The sequence below is a fragment of the Pseudomonas sp. H3_A02 genome, assembly GCF_054671965.1.
Genome location: NZ_CP162807.1, coordinates 5,880,895 through 5,895,767, shown reverse-complemented (window position 1 = coordinate 5,895,767; position 14,873 = coordinate 5,880,895). Strand labels below are relative to the sequence as shown.

Below are 14,873 nucleotides of genomic sequence, written 5' to 3'. Positions count from 1 at the left end.
ATGACTGCTCTATCTGGTTTACTCATCCTCGGCTTTGGTGGCCATGCTCGTGCAGTGGCTGATGTTGCTTTGGCATCAGGCATAAAGCAACTTCGCTTTATAGACAGCAACGCTCGCCAAAATGAAGCTTTTGGTGAGTTTTCTGTACTACGAAGCTGGGATGAAGAGTTGCCAGAAGGGTGGTCTGTCATACCGGCTTCGGGCGATGGACTTAGTCGGCAAACGCAATGTGATTGGGTAACGGGGCGTGGCTGGCCTTTGGCTACGCTCATCTCGCCAACAGCTACGATAGGTACTGGCGCAAAAATTGGTCTTGGAACGTTTGTAGCACATCACGCTCATGTTGGTCCTATGGCCTTTGTGGGAGTTGGATGTATTGTAAATACCGGAGCCATTGTTGAGCATGAGTGCGTCATAGATGATTTTACTCATATTTCTATAAAAGCGGCTGTAGCAGGAAGATCTCGTGTAGGGAGTTTTTGTTTCATTGGCGCTGGTGCTACTGTTATCGATGGAATCAAAATTTGTGATGATGTAACGTTGGGCGCAGGAGCTTGCGCGCATCGTGACATAGAGAGGCCGGGAGTTTATGTAGGGGTACCGGCAAAAAAAGTGATAGGGAAAGCAGAAAATTGAAAGTTCTCCATTTCTTTAAAACCTATTATCCGCAAACCATGGGCGGGGTTGAACAAGTTATTTTTCAGCTTGCGGAGGGAGGAAGAGAACATGGAATTACTGCGCAAGTATTGTCTCTGAGTGCGCAAGGGGGGCGCGCAACGTAAAAGTTGGTGAGCACTTGGCTCATACGTCAAAGCTGGATTTGCATTTGGCGTCCACTGGCTTTTCGTTATCGGTCTTTAATGACTTTGCCGAGTTGGCTAATGAAGCTGATATTATAAACTATCATTTTCCATGGCCATTCATGGATCTAGTTCATTTTGCTTCGCGTATGCGTAAGCCGACGGTTGTTAGTTATCACTCGGATATTGTTAAGCAGAAAATGCTTCTGAAGTTTTATCAGCCTTTGATGCACGGCTTTTTGGGCAGTGTAGATCGTATTATTGCCTCATCGCCTAAGTACGTAGAAAGTAGTCGGACACTCCAAAAATTTAAGGATAAAGTATCGGTTATTCCGATTGGTCTAGATAGGAATACCTATCCAGATGTTTCTCCGGAAAAATTGAGCTATTGGAAAGCAAAACTCGGCTCACGGTTTTTTCTTTTTATAGGTGCTTTGCGCTACTACAAGGGATTGGATTATTTGCTTGAAGCGGCTTGTACCGCTCGATTTCCGATCGCTATTTTGGGGCAGGGGCCTATGGAGACCGAGTTAAAGGCTAAGGCCAAAAGATTAGGTCTTTCCAATGTTCACTTTCTGGGTGGTTTGCCCGATGTTGATAAAGCTGCGTTATTGATGTTGTGCTATGGTTTGGTTTTTCCTTCTCACCTTCGGTCTGAAGCGTTTGGTATTTCACTTCTTGAGGCTGCGATGTTTGGCAAGCCTCTTATCTCTTGCGAGATAGGTACTGGCACAACCTATATAAATATTAGCGGTGAGACGGGATTGGTCGTACCTCCCTGTGATTCTGATGCGTTGGCGCAGGCAATGATTGCACTATGGGAAAATCCTGAGGAGAGTAGAGCTATGGGTCGCAGAGCAGCGTTGCGTTTTGAACAGGTATTTACAGCAGAACGAATGGTTGACTCTTATGCGGAAGTGTATAGTTCGTTATTGAAGTGAATCGAAAGGGGGCCGAATATGATAGGCGTGTGGCCTTTTAGGTAGGATTCATTGGCTATTTAACCATCAGCTGCTTTTGTTATGCCTGCTTTACATATATCGAGTCCACGATGATCCCCAAGTCTATTCTAGTTACTGGTGGTTCCGGTTTTTTAGGGAAAGCTATTGTCCAGCGTCTTGCATTAATGGAGGAATTTAGTCTAATTGTGCCTCTCAGAGTGCTTGGCGAGGATCTGCCCGAGGGGAGGGTGCAGGCCGTAAAGATTTCCGATATCGATGGACAAAATAGCTGGGATGTAATCAATAACGTAGACATTGTGGTGCATGCCGCTGCAAGAGTTCACGTGATGCACGAACAGGATACTGATGCCCTTGCTGCATTTCGCAAAGTGAACGTCGAGGGAACGTTGAATCTTGCTCGGCGAGCCGCCGTCGCGGGAGTCAAACGCTTCATCTTTATCAGTTCCATCAAGGTTAACGGAGAAGTGACATTGACGGGGGAACCCTACACTGCGGACGCCGTCCCGGCTCCCAATGATCCATATGGTATCTCGAAGTTTGAAGCAGAGCAGGGTTTGAAGGCGCTTGCGACAGATACTGATATGGAAATAGTGGTTATTCGTCCCGTCCTTATTTATGGACCCGGTGTAAAAGCCAATTTTCTGAGCATGATGCGCTGGCTTGCTAAAGGTATTCCGCTGCCCTTTGGTGCTATTCGAAATCGTCGTAGTCTGATTTTTCTGGATAATCTTGTAGATTTCGTAGTGACCTGCCTTGATCATCCTGCAGCGGCCAACCAAATATTTCTGGCGAGTGACGGCGATGATGTTTCTACTTCTGAGTTATTGCGTAAGCTTGCTAGGCATCTGGGAAGACCGGCACGTCTGTTGCCCGTACCGGTTTGGTTAATGAACAGGGTGGCAATTATGCTTGGCCAGCAAGCCTTGGCTCAGCGACTTTTTGGCTCTTTGCAAGTGGATATTAGTAAAAATCGACGGTTGTTGGGTTGGACTCCTCCTGTCAGTCTTGATCGTGGTTTGAATCTTACGGCACAGCATTTTTTGGACTGTCGAAAATTATGACTTATGCGTGGTTTATTCCGGTAATTGCCGGTATTGTTTTTTTTCTGACTTCACGACTGCGTAATTATGCTTTATCTAATCGCTTGATAGATGTCCCCAATGCTCGAAGTTCCCACTCGGCTCCTACGCCCCGAGGTGGTGGGGCTGCCATTGTCGTAGCTTTTCTTTTTGCGTTAGGTCTTTTGTTCTATGTGGGCGAGATTACATTAGCCAACCTTCTCGGTATGACCGTTGCGGGCACAACAATCGCAGTTATTGGATTTATGGACGACCACGAACATATCGCCGCACGCTGGCGTCTGTTGGGGCATTTTGCGGCGGCGGCCTGGCTGTTGGGCTGGACGGGCGGTTTACCTGCAGTCTCTCTATTTGGCGGCTATGTCGATATGGGCTGGACAGGTCACGTACTGACAGTTTTTTATTTAGTGTGGTTAATTAATCTTTACAACTTCATGGACGGCATCGACGGCATTGCGAGTGTAGAAGCGATATGTGCGTGCTTGGGAGCCTGTCTGCTTTATTGGTTGGCGGGTTTGGATGGCTTGATTTGGGCGCCGTTATTGCTTGCCGCTTCCGTGGCAGGTTTCCTTTATTGGAATTTCCCCCCAGCGAAAATTTTCATGGGCGACGCCGGCAGCGGATTTCTTGGCCTCGTGCTGGGGGGACTTTCTCTGCAGGCTGCATGGGAGAGTGCGCCTATGCTATGGGCGTGGTTGATTTTGCTTGGGGTATTCATCGTTGATGCAACATTTACGCTGTTTCGCCGTTTGTTTAGGGGAGAGAAAGTCTATGAAGCGCATCGCAGTCATGCCTACCAATTTGCTTCACGTCGCTTTGGTAAGCATTTACCGGTCACCATCGCTGTTGGTGCGATCAATGTACTCTGGCTGTTGCCAATAGCCGTATGCGTGACGCGTTTTGGGCTGGATGGAGCCTTGGGAGTCATTTTGGCTTATGTACCACTGGTCGTTGTGGCCATAAAATTCAATGCCGGAAATCAGGAAGATTCAGCGGTATAAAACTAAACTACCATTCTGTCATTTGGTTTAGGGTGGCCGTGGGAGTACCCTTGGGGTTCAGGTCTAGGGGCGGCGGAGAGGGAGGGACTAAGGTGTCTGAAGGGCTTATGGAGAAAATCAGAACGTATCTGGTGGGGCTCCCTCGGCGTCGAAAAAGGTTAATTCAGGTCGCTACGGACATCATGCTGGTCTGGATCGCCCTGTGGCTAGCGTTTATCGTGCGTCTGGGCCTGGACGATATGTACAACCCCTTGAGAGTCCATTTCTGGCTCTTCGCCTGTGCTCCGATTGTTGCTATTCCCTTGTTCATACGTTTTGGCATGTACCGTGCCGTAATGCGCTATTTCGGTAACGACGCCCTTATCGCCATTATCAAAGCTGTCAGCCTTTCGTCGCTTATCCTGGCTGTCGTTGTCTACTGGTACAGCAATCACGAGACGGTGGTACCACGCTCCATCGTTTTCAACTACTGGTGGCTAAGCCTCGTCATCATCGGTGGTCTGCGCTTGTGCATGCGTCAATATTTCATGGGCGACTGGTTCACCGCGGCTCAGCATGTACCGTTCACCAACCGCGACGACGGTCTTACCAAAGTCGCCATCTACGGCGCAGGTGTGGCAGGCAACCAATTGGTTGCTGCATTGCGCATGGGACGAGTGATGCGTCCAGTGGCATTCATTGACGACGATCCTAGCATCTCTGATCGCTCCATTTCAGGTCTCCAAGTCTACAAACCCAAACACATCCAGCAGATGATCGATGTCACCGGCGCCCAGGAAATCCTCCTGGCCCTACCCTCATCGACCCGCGCACGCCGTCGGGAAATTCTCAATCTACTGGAGGAATTCCCGCTTCACGTACGAAGTGTCCCGAATTTCACCGATCTGGCTAGCGGTAGGGTCAAGGTCGAAGACATTCAGGAAGTGGACATCGCTGACTTGCTAGGTCGTGATGCCGTGCCAGCCCAGGCTGATTTACTTGAACGCTGTATCAAAGGCAAGACCGTGATGGTCACCGGTGCTGGCGGGTCGATCGGTTCGGAGCTGTGCCGGCAGATCTTCTCTCTTGGCCCGACTACGCTTCTGCTGTTCGAGCACAGTGAGTTCAACCTCTACAGCATCCTGTCGGAGTTGGAACAGCGCGGCAGCCGTGAGTCGGTGTCGGTCAAGTTGTTGCCCATTCTCGGTTCCATCCGTCATCCGCATAAACTGCTCGATGTGATGAAGACCTGGCGCGTGGATACCGTTTATCACGCGGCCGCTTATAAGCATGTGCCCATGGTTGAACACAATATTGCCGAAGGTGTGCTCAACAATGTCATTGGCACGTTGAATACCGCTCAGGCTGCATTGCAGTCAGGTGTTGCCAACTTCGTGTTGATCTCCACCGATAAAGCCGTACGTCCTACTAACATTATGGGCAGCACCAAGCGTCTGGCGGAGTTGACCCTCCAGGCCCTTAGTCGTGAAATCGCCCCGGTACTGTTTGGCGACAAGGCCAATGTGTCCCGGGTCAATAAAACCCGTTTCACCATGGTGCGTTTTGGCAATGTATTGGGATCGTCTGGTTCGGTGATTCCGTTGTTCCATAGGCAGATCAAGTCCGGTGGGCCATTGACGGTCACGCACCCGAAAATTACCCGTTACTTCATGACTATCCCTGAAGCCGCGCAATTAGTGATTCAGGCTGGATCCATGGGGCAGGGTGGCGATGTGTTCGTGCTGGACATGGGCGAACCGGTGAAGATCGTCCAGCTGGCGGAAAAAATGATTCACTTGTCTGGTTTGAGTATTCGTTCAGAGAAGAACCCCCACGGCGACATTTCCATTAAGTTCACAGGTCTGCGTCCAGGCGAGAAGCTTTACGAAGAGTTGCTGATAGGCGACAACGTCGTCGCGACGCAGCATCCGATGATCATGAGTGCCAATGAAGATCATCTGCCTTGGGATGTGCTCAAGAACAGCCTGTCTGAGCTGCTCGCTGCCATCGATTGCGATGATTACGCAAGAGTCCGACAGCTGCTTAGGAGCACAGTCAGTGGCTACTCTCCGGATGGGGAAATCGTCGACTGGATCTATCAGCAGCGCCGCCTCGACCCTTGATTGTTACACATACTGTAACGCACACATTTTTGACACCCCTCCATCATCGCCTAGGTTTGAGAGGCAGCTTCGGAAAAGCTGCTTTTCTCTAACGATTTCATGGAGCGTCACTTATGCGTACAGGCTATTTCTACTCTCTGATTTTTGCCTTTCTCACCAGCGCCTCGATTGCTGCTATCGCCGCCCCTGCGGTCAAGTCCGAGTCTGTCGCTACGTCGCAGGTGTTGGAGCAGCCAGCCAAAACGCAGAGTACCAAGGTGGATTTGAACGGCGCAGACGCTGCAACACTGCAGCGCGAGTTGTCTGGGATAGGCAAGGGCAAGGCCGAAGCAATTGTTGCGTATCGAGAGACTAATGGGCCGTTCTCTTCGGTGGAGGAATTGTTGGAGGTCAAGGGGATCGGCAAGGCGATTCTGGACAGGAACCGTGACAAGCTGGAAGTGAATTGAGTTTGTAATTAAGAAGGCCGGTCAAATTGACTGGCCTTTTTGCCGTCTGGCGGAGGCAAACTTTGGACGAACTCTGTAAACGTTCCGGCTGTTGGCATCAATAATGATTATCTACAGCCAGCCGATTGTTCAACAATCTGAGATATCCCTTCTATGGCCAACACACTCTCCCTCGCCGACCAGATCACCCTGGAGCTACGAGCCGACATCATCGGCGGCCGCCTGCTACCAGGCATGGCCCTGATAGAGAACAACCTGGTCTCGGCCTACAACGCCTCACGCAACACCATCCGCGAGGCGCTACACCGTCTAGGCCAGGAAGGCTTAACCCGTTACGTGCGTAACAAAGGGGTGATGGTCCGCAGGTTAGGTGTGAATGACGTGCGAGATTTGTTCAAGGTCCGTCGCACCTTGGAGCTGCAAGCCATCTTGGGTAGCCAACCATTGCGTGAGTATCAATCAGACCGGATGTTCGAAGCCCTCGAAGATGCGGATTTGGCTCGCGAGCGTGAGGACTGGCGTTCAGTCGGTACCCATGGCCTGGCCTTTCATCAGCACATCGTCGGATTGATGCGCAGTCCATTACTTGATGAGTTTTTCACCAATGTGGTTGCACAACTGCGCCTGGTGTTTAGCTCAGCGCCTGATGAGGCGCGTTTTCAGGCGCCGTGGCTGGCCCGTGACCGGTGCATCCATGATTGGCTGGCCGAAGGTGACAAGCTTGCGGCCCACGAAGCCATGAGCCTTTACCTCGATGATTCCGAGCATCTGCTTCTGCAACTGCTAACTCCCACCCACCACTGATCAAGGACCCGCGCCATGTACAAAGACTACCCAGCCGCCTACCAGGTCAGCAAAGGTTCAGCCCTGCAGGTGGACAAACCCTTCTACGACCGCATCCGCTCCCAGCAAAACAAACGCACCCTGATCGAACAGTTCGAGGTACCCATCCGCACCGGTCGCGCTTGGCACGTACCCGCTGGCCATGTGTTCCGCGTCACCACCCCGGTGGGTCCACAGGTGGGGGACTTCAACGTCTGGAACGCCCACGATCCTCGGGAACGCCTGTGGGCAGCGCGCACACGCCAGCTTCAGGGCGCTCATGTCAGCACCCACGATCGGTTGTGGTCGAACCTGCCATTCCTGCGGCCCTTGGTGACCATCACCGATGACAGTCTGGCCGGTTACGGTATCGACGAGCATGGCGGACGATTGCACGATCTGCTGGGGACGCGCTGTGATCCGTATGTGAACAAGATGCTCACCGGGGAGGATTTCCACCACCATTGCCACTCGAACCTGACCCGTGCCGTGTTGCCCCACGGCCTGACGGAGTTCGATGTGCATGACGTGCTGAATATTTTCCAGTGCACGGGGCTCAATCATGACGATATGTACTTCATGAAAGCTTGTCCGGCGCAGAAGGGTGATTACCTGGAATTTTTTGCCGAGATTGATCTGTTGTGTGCACTGTCCACTTGCCCGGGTGGTGATCTGTCGCTGGCGATGTGGGGGCCGGATGCGCAGGATCCTCTCAGCGTCTGTCGTCCGCTGGGGGTGGAGATCTATCGGTTGGAGGATTCATTGTTGAAAGGCTGGAGCCAGCCTGAGCGGGCGGCGTACAAGGGGTTGCATGGCTTGCATATTGCCAAGGCGGATTGGGAAAAGTGAAGCCGAAGGCGCGGGCTTTTTGTGGCGAGGGAGCTTGCTCCCGCTGGGCTGCGTAGCAGCCCCAACGGCTAAAACCCGATTAGCCTGACACTCCGCGCCAGCAGGTTCAGGGCCGCTTCGCGCCCCAGCGGGAGCAAGCTCCCTCGCCACAAAAGCACTATGTAGCCGGGACAGGTCATAGCTCAACGATCCTTGGCCTCCTTCGCATCCATTTCCGCATTGCGCTCGGCAACACGCTTGCGCTGTTCGTCCGTCAATTCGACCTTGTTGGCGGTGTCGCGCAGCATCATCAGACCACCAACGATCGAGCCGATTGCAACAATCAGAATCAACCAGGCATACCAGGGCATAGGGCTCTCCTTGAGGGGGCGATGGACGGACGAACATTTCGCCGATCCATCGCACCTACCACTTATGAGCGAAGGTTGTTCGCAGTGGTTCAATACTACGCCCGTTCGGCCGGCTTCACCTCAAAGCCCGGTCAGCATTGCATCGGCGGGCGCGTCTGCACGCAGTTGGGCGGTGAGGATGAAGTAGACGAAGCCCACCGCCATGAAGGCGAGGAAGATCAGCCCGATCAGCGCGTTGAACCAGGCCATCGCTACCAGGCACACCAGCGCCAGCACCAGGGCGATGCCGGGCACGATCGGATAGCCCGGTGCGCGGAAGGTGCGCTCCAGGTTGGGTTCGGTTTTGCGCAGTTTGAACAGGCTGAGCATGCTCATGATGTACATGACGATGGCGCCGAATACGGCCATGGTGATCATCGCGGCGGTTAGGGTCATGCCGCCGAGGTTGATCAGGCCGTCGCTGTAGATCGCGGCAATGCCGATCAGTCCTCCGGCGATGATGGCCCGGTGCGGGGTCTGGAAGCGGGACAGTTTGGCCAGGGAGGCGGGCAGGTAGCCGGCGCGGGCCAGGGCGAAGAACTGCCGCGAGTAGCCGAGGATGATGCCATGGAAGCTCGCCACCAGGCCGAACAGGCCGATCCATACCAACATGTGCAGCCAGCCGGAGCTTTCGCCGACCACGGTTTTCATGGCTTGGGGCAGCGGATCGTTGATGTTCGACAGGGTGCGCCAATCGCCGACGCCGCCGGCCATGAACATGACGCCCATCGCCAGGAACACCAGGGTCAGGATGCCGCTGATATAGGCCTTGGGAATCGTGCGTTTCGGGTCCTTGGCTTCTTCGGCGGCCATGGCCGCGCCTTCGATGGCCAGGAAGAACCAGATGGCGAAAGGAATCGCGGCGAACATGCCGGCAATGGCTGGGGCGCCGAATACATCGGAACCGGCCCAGCCGTTCAGGGCGAAGCTGCTGAAACTGAACGCCGGGGCCACGACGCCCATGAACACCAGCAGTTCGGCCACTGCCAAGACGCAGACAATCAGCTCGAACGTCGCCGCCAGTTTGACCCCGAGGATGTTCAGGCCCATGAACACGATATAGGCGCCGACCGCGGCGTGTTTCGGGTCCAGGGCCGGGAACTGCACGTTCAGGTAGGCGCCGATGGCCAGGGCAATGGCCGGCGGCGCGAAGACGAATTCTATCAGCGTCGCCAGCCCTGCAATTAACCCGCCTTTCTCGCCGAAGGCACGACGGCTGTAGGCAAACGGCCCTCCGGCATGGGGAATGGCGGTGGTCAGCTCGGTGAAACTGAAAATGAAGCAGGTGTACATGGCCGCCACCATGAAGGAGGTCACCAGGAAACCCAGCGTCCCGGCCACGCCCCAGCCATAGCTCCAGCCGAAATACTCGCCGGAAATCACCAGGCCGACGGCAATGCCCCATAAATGCAGGGTGCCCAGGGTAGGTTTGAGTTGTGTGTTCATCGGTGGCTCCCCTCGATCCATAGCAAAAGCGCTGGGGGAGGGCAGTGCAGTGGGCGTGCCAGTGTGGCGGGGGCGGTCGTAATGGGTGAAATCGTGTCGTATCGAGGATGTTCCTCGCTTGATGTGCCCCTGTTGTGCGCCAGTTGAGGGCGTTGGCGCTGATGATGCCGCCTTCGCGAGCAAGCCCGCTCCCACACTGGATTTGTGGTGTGCGTGAAATCGACTGCTCACCGCAAGTCCAGTGTGGGAGCGGGCTTGCTCGCGAAGAGGCCCTCCCGATCGCCGCCATAACAACGCCATAAGTTCTTTTTTACAGTTTCTTTATCCCCCAACCCCTCTCTCGATCTCGTTCCTTTACAGCCTCCCTGTCGACAATCACTCCATACACGGCACGACGCCGTATCACGGAGAAATCCCATGAGTGTTCTGGACGGGGTGTCGCTGCTGCTGGCAGTGGCGCTGTTCATCTATCTGCTGGTTGCGCTGTTGCGCGCCGATCGGAACTAGGAGCGGCTATGCACGGTTATGACTACGGGTTGATCCTCGGCTTTTTCGCCCTGGTGCTGATTCCCGCACCGTTTCTGGGGCGTTTTTACTATCGGGTGATGGAAGGCCAGCGCACTTGGCTTTCGCCGATCCTCGGCCCGCTGGAGCGCGGTTGCTATCGCCTGGCCGGTGTCGATCCCGCCGCTGAGCAGAGCTGGCAGAAATACACCCTGGCCTTGCTCGCCTTCAACCTGGCGGGTTTTGTGTTGCTGTTTGCGATTTTGCTGCTGCAGGGACATTTGCCCCTCAATACCGAGCAACTGCCCGGCATGGAGTGGACCCAGGCCTTCAACACGGCCGTGAGTTTCATGACCAACACCAACTGGCAGTCCTACAGCGGTGAAGCGTCCCTGAGCTACCTGAGCCAGATGGTCGGCCTGACCGTGCAGAACTTCGTCAGCGCCGCCACCGGCCTGGCGGTGTTGGTGGCGTTGTGTCGCGGCATCGGGCGCAAGTCCGCCGCAACGCTGGGCAACTTCTGGGTCGACATGACTCGCGCCACCCTCTACGGATTGTTGCCGCTGTGCCTGCTGCTGGCGTTATTCCTGGTCTGGCAGGGCGTGCCCCAAACCTTCGCGCACTATGTGCATGGGGTCACGCTGCAGGGTGCCGACCAGGTCATTCCTCTGGGGCCGGCCGCCAGCCAGATCGCGATCAAGCAACTGGGCACCAACGGCGGCGGTTTCTTCGGCGTCAACTCGGCGCACCCGTTCGAAAACCCGACGGCCTGGAGCAACCTGTTCGAGGTCGCGTCGATCATCCTGATCCCCGCCGCGCTGGTGTTCACCTTCGGTCATTACGTCAAGGACCTGCGCCAGAGCCGCGCGATCATTGCCTGCATGCTGGCGCTGTTCCTGATCGGCGGCGCCACGTCACTGTGGGCCGAATACCAACCCAACCCGGCCTTGAACGACGCGGCCGTCGAACAGACCGCGCCGCTGGAAGGCAAGGAAACCCGCTTTGGCACCACCGCCACGGTGCTGTGGTCGGTGACCACCACGGCAGCGTCCAACGGCTCGGTCAACGCCATGCACGACAGCCTCAACCCGCTCAGCGGCATGGTGTCGCTGGTGAACATGATGGTCGGCGAGGTGATCTTCGGCGGCGTCGGGGCCGGGCTCTACGGGATGCTGTTGAACGTGTTGATCGCCGTGTTCCTGGCCGGCTTGATGATCGGTCGCACCCCGGAATACCTGGGCAAGAAGCTGGGCGCCCGCGAGGTGCAACTGTTGGTGGCAACCCTGCTGGTGATGCCCGTCAGTGTGTTGGTGCTGGGTGCCGTCGCCGCCAGCCTGCCCGGGCCCGCCGCAGCGGTGAGCAACCCGGGTGCCCACGGTTTCAGCCAGTTGTTGTACGCCTACACCTCGGCGGGTGCGAACAACGGTTCGGCATTCGCCGGGTTCGGCGCCAACACACCTTTCCACAACTTGATGCTGGGCCTGGGCATGTTGATTGGCCGGTTCGGCTACATCCTGCCGGTGCTGGCGTTGGCCGGCAGCCTGGCCTTGAAGAAAACCGCGCCGATTGGCCAGAACAGCTTTCCCACCCACGGCCCGCTGTTCGTGACCCTGTTGACCATGACCATCCTGCTGGTGGGTGGCTTGACCTTCCTGCCGACCCTGGCGCTGGGGCCGATTGCCGAACATTTGAGCATGGGCTTCTGAGGATCTGATGATGAATATGCCGATGAGCAAAACCGTCGCCGCCAAGGCGCCGGAACAACCGAAGACCCACCTGTCGGCCCTCTGGCGGCCAGCGTTGGTGCAAGCGTTCGTCAAGCTCGATCCTCGCCAACTGCACCGTGCACCGGTGATGCTGGTGGTGGAATTGACCGCGATCCTCACTACGGTCTTGTGCTTCATTCCCGACAGTACGGTGCCGACCTTCGTCGCCGCGCAAATTGCGTTGTGGCTGTGGTTCACCGTGCTGTTCGCCAACTTCGCCGAAGCCTTGGCCGAAGGGCGCGGCAAGGCCCGGGCCGACAGTCTCAAGGCCGGCAGCGAAGGCCTCAACGCACGTCGCCAGACTGCCAGCGGCTTTGAAATCATCCCCGCCACCCGTCTGCGCAAAGGCGATGTGGTGCGCGTCGAGGCCGGCGACATGATTCCCGGCGATGGCGAAGTGATCGAAGGCATCGCCGCGGTCAACGAGGCGGCGATCACCGGCGAGTCGGCCCCGGTCATTCGTGAGTCCGGCGGCGATCGCTCGGCCGTCACCGGCAATACGCGGTTGGTCTCCGACTGGTTGCTGATACGCATCACCAGCAATCCTGGCGAGTCCACTCTGGATCGCATGATCGCTTTGGTGGAAGGTGCCAAGCGCCAGAAAACGCCGAACGAGGTGGCGCTGGATATCCTGTTGATCGGCCTGACGCTGATCTTCCTGATGGTGGTGGTGACGCTGCAACCGTTCGCCCATTTCGCCAATGCCAGCCTGCCACTGGTGTTTCTGGTGGCACTGCTGGTCACCTTGATTCCCACCACCATCGGCGGGCTGCTGTCGGCCATCGGCATCGCCGGGATGGATCGGTTGGTGCGCCTGAACGTGATTGCCAAATCCGGTCGCGCGGTCGAGGCGGCGGGGGACGTGCATGTGTTGATGCTGGACAAGACCGGCACCATCACCTTTGGCAATCGCCGCTGCACGGCGGTCTATGCCGCCCCCGGCGTGAGTGCCAAGGAACTGGCCGAAGGCGCACTGTTTGCCTCGTTGGCCGATGACACCGCCGAGGGCAAGTCCATCGTCGAGTACCTGCGAGGTTTGCATTCACTGCCCGAGCCCGGCGTCGACGCGCTGACGGCCGTGCCGTTCAGTGCCGAAACCCGTTTGTCCGGGGTCGACTATCAGGGGCGCATCTACCGCAAGGGGGCCGTGGATTCGTTGCTGGATTTCATCGGCCTTGCACGCAATGAATTGCCATCGGCACTGGCGCGGGAGGTCGACAAGATCGCCCAGAGCGGCGGTACGCCGTTGCTGGTGTGCGTGGATGGCAAGCTGCTCGGCGCTATCCATCTCAAGGACGTGGTCAAGCCCGGCATCCGTGAGCGTTTTGCCGAGCTGCGCAAGCTGGGGATCCGCACGGTGATGGTCACCGGCGACAACCCGTTGACTGCCGCTGCGATTGCCGCCGAGGCCGGTGTCGACGACGTGCTGGCGGAGGCCACGCCGGAGAAGAAACTGGCGCGTATCCGTCACGAGCAAAATGACGGTCGGCTGGTGGCTATGTGCGGCGACGGCGCCAACGACGCTCCGGCCTTGGCCCAGGCCGATGTCGGCATGGCGATGAACGACGGCACCCAGGCGGCGCGGGAGGCGGCCAACATGGTCGACCTCGACAGCGACCCGACCAAATTGCTCGATGTGGTGCAGATCGGCAAGGAGTTGTTGGTGACCCGTGGGGCGTTGACCACTTTTTCCATTGCCAACGACATCGCCAAGTACTTCGCGATCCTGCCGGCGCTGTTCGCGTCGATTTATCCACAGCTCGGCGTGTTGAACGTGATGCACCTGAGCAGCCCGCAGAGTGCGATTTTGTCGGCCATTGTCTTCAATGCCCTGATCATCGTCGTGTTGATTCCCTTGGCCTTGCGTGGCGTGCGCGTGCACGCGGCAAGCGCGGCGGCGTTATTGCGGCGCAATCTGTTGATCTATGGCCTGGGCGGGATCGTGGTGCCGTTCGTGGGGATCAAGGCGATCGATATGTTGCTGACGGCGTTGCACCTGGTTTGAGTTCACCATTTGTGGGAGCAAGGCTTGCCCGCGATGAACGATGACGCGGTCTGCCTGGGATCGAAGTGTCTGCATCGCGAGCAAGTTTTGCTCCCACAAGGCGATTCCCAGGATTTACTTCAATTCGAGGATTTTGAAATGTCCACTCTGATTCGCCCGGCCTTGAGCCTGCTATTACTGATGACCCTGATCACCGGTGTCGCCTACCCACTGGTAGTCACCGGCGTGGCGCAAGTCGCCTTTCCCGCCCAGGCTAACGGAAGCCTGATCGTCGATGCCGCCGGCAAGGTCCGTGGCTCGACGCTGATCGCCCAGGATTTCACCGGCGATGCCTGGTTTCATCCACGGCCATCGGCCGGTGCCTTCGCCACGGTCGCCAGCGGTGCCAGCAATTTATCCCCGAGCAATCCGGCCCTGGCCACACGGGTGATCGATGACGCCCGCAAACTCCAGGTGCCCGGTCAGGGCCCGGTGCCGCTGGCATCGCTGACCACCTCCGCCAGCGGGCTGGATCCGCACTTGCCTCCGGCGGCAATTGCCTATCAACTGGCGCGTGTCGCCGCCGCGCGCAACCTGCCGGCCTCGACCTTGCAGCAATTGCTCGATGCCAACACCGAGCAACCCCTGGTGGGCCCACCGGTGGTGAATGTGCTGGCGCTGAATCTGGCCCTGGAAAAACTGTAAAACCTGTGGGAGCGA

13 protein-coding genes and 1 pseudogene are annotated in these 14,873 nt (G+C 56.6%); 12 read left to right on the top strand and 2 right to left on the bottom strand.

Annotated elements, in window-relative coordinates:
* The 8 genes and pseudogenes from AB4N80_RS25860 to AB4N80_RS25825 all read left to right on the top strand — a co-directional run bounded on the left by AB4N80_RS25860 (nucleotide 1) and on the right by AB4N80_RS25825 (nucleotide 8,064).
* Nucleotides 1-636: an acetyltransferase gene (locus AB4N80_RS25860; protein ID WP_460079528.1), complete on the top strand. Its 636-nt coding sequence runs from the start codon at nucleotides 1-3 to the stop codon at nucleotides 634-636.
* A pseudogene (locus tag AB4N80_RS25855) lies at nucleotides 633-1,741 on the top strand (glycosyltransferase family 4 protein). Before AB4N80_RS25860 ends, AB4N80_RS25855 begins: the two are co-directional and overlap by 4 nt.
* 110 nt (nucleotides 1,742-1,851) lie before the next feature.
* Nucleotides 1,852-2,823 (top strand): UDP-glucose 4-epimerase family protein, encoded by a 972-nt coding sequence (locus tag AB4N80_RS25850; protein WP_460079525.1) that lies wholly within the window; start codon nucleotides 1,852-1,854, stop codon nucleotides 2,821-2,823.
* A complete protein-coding gene (locus tag AB4N80_RS25845; protein ID WP_460079523.1) occupies nucleotides 2,820-3,842 on the top strand; it encodes an MraY family glycosyltransferase in 1,023 nt (340 codons plus the stop codon). Before AB4N80_RS25850 ends, AB4N80_RS25845 begins: the two co-directional genes overlap by 4 nt.
* Before the next feature lie 107 nt (nucleotides 3,843-3,949).
* On the top strand, nucleotides 3,950-5,944 hold the full coding sequence (locus AB4N80_RS25840) for a polysaccharide biosynthesis protein (RefSeq protein ID WP_460083164.1): 1,995 nt from the start codon (nucleotides 3,950-3,952) through the stop codon (nucleotides 5,942-5,944).
* 113 nt (nucleotides 5,945-6,057) lie between these two features.
* Nucleotides 6,058-6,393 (top strand): ComEA family DNA-binding protein, encoded by a 336-nt coding sequence (locus AB4N80_RS25835; protein WP_460079520.1) that lies wholly within the window; start codon nucleotides 6,058-6,060, stop codon nucleotides 6,391-6,393.
* Nucleotides 6,394-6,546: 153 nt separating this feature from the next.
* Nucleotides 6,547-7,197, top strand: coding sequence for a GntR family transcriptional regulator (locus AB4N80_RS25830; protein ID WP_460079517.1), 651 nt, complete (start codon nucleotides 6,547-6,549; stop codon nucleotides 7,195-7,197).
* Between the two features lie 15 nt (nucleotides 7,198-7,212).
* Complete coding sequence (locus AB4N80_RS25825; protein WP_305470303.1) at nucleotides 7,213-8,064, top strand: urea carboxylase-associated family protein; 852 nt, start codon at nucleotides 7,213-7,215, stop codon at nucleotides 8,062-8,064.
* A 182-nt stretch (nucleotides 8,065-8,246) separates the two neighbouring features.
* On the opposite strand, the gene AB4N80_RS25820 is transcribed toward AB4N80_RS25825, so the two are convergent.
* Nucleotides 8,247-8,414, bottom strand: coding sequence for a DUF2897 family protein (locus AB4N80_RS25820; RefSeq protein WP_003183831.1), 168 nt, complete (start codon nucleotides 8,412-8,414; stop codon nucleotides 8,247-8,249).
* A gap of 120 nt (nucleotides 8,415-8,534) precedes the next feature.
* Nucleotides 8,535-9,899 (bottom strand): ethanolamine permease, encoded by a 1,365-nt coding sequence (gene eat / locus AB4N80_RS25815; RefSeq protein WP_122568926.1) that lies wholly within the window; start codon nucleotides 9,897-9,899, stop codon nucleotides 8,535-8,537.
* 417 nt (nucleotides 9,900-10,316) lie between these two features.
* Here eat and kdpF point away from each other — a divergent pair, with 417 nt between their 5' ends.
* The 4 genes from kdpF to kdpC all read left to right on the top strand — a co-directional run bounded on the left by kdpF (nucleotide 10,317) and on the right by kdpC (nucleotide 14,858).
* The gene (gene kdpF, locus AB4N80_RS25810; protein WP_003218754.1) at nucleotides 10,317-10,406 is read left to right on the top strand and encodes a K(+)-transporting ATPase subunit F; all 90 of its coding nucleotides are present in this window, start codon (nucleotides 10,317-10,319) and stop codon (nucleotides 10,404-10,406) included.
* A gap of 8 nt (nucleotides 10,407-10,414) precedes the next feature.
* The gene (gene kdpA, locus AB4N80_RS25805; protein WP_460079514.1) at nucleotides 10,415-12,109 is read left to right on the top strand and encodes a potassium-transporting ATPase subunit KdpA; all 1,695 of its coding nucleotides are present in this window, start codon (nucleotides 10,415-10,417) and stop codon (nucleotides 12,107-12,109) included.
* A gap of 10 nt (nucleotides 12,110-12,119) precedes the next feature.
* Nucleotides 12,120-14,174: a potassium-transporting ATPase subunit KdpB gene (gene kdpB / locus AB4N80_RS25800; protein WP_305483034.1), complete on the top strand. Its 2,055-nt coding sequence runs from the start codon at nucleotides 12,120-12,122 to the stop codon at nucleotides 14,172-14,174.
* Between the two features lie 138 nt (nucleotides 14,175-14,312).
* Nucleotides 14,313-14,858, top strand: coding sequence for a potassium-transporting ATPase subunit KdpC (kdpC, locus tag AB4N80_RS25795; RefSeq protein WP_354336116.1), 546 nt, complete (start codon nucleotides 14,313-14,315; stop codon nucleotides 14,856-14,858).
* Nucleotides 14,859-14,873: the final 15 nt, after the last annotated feature.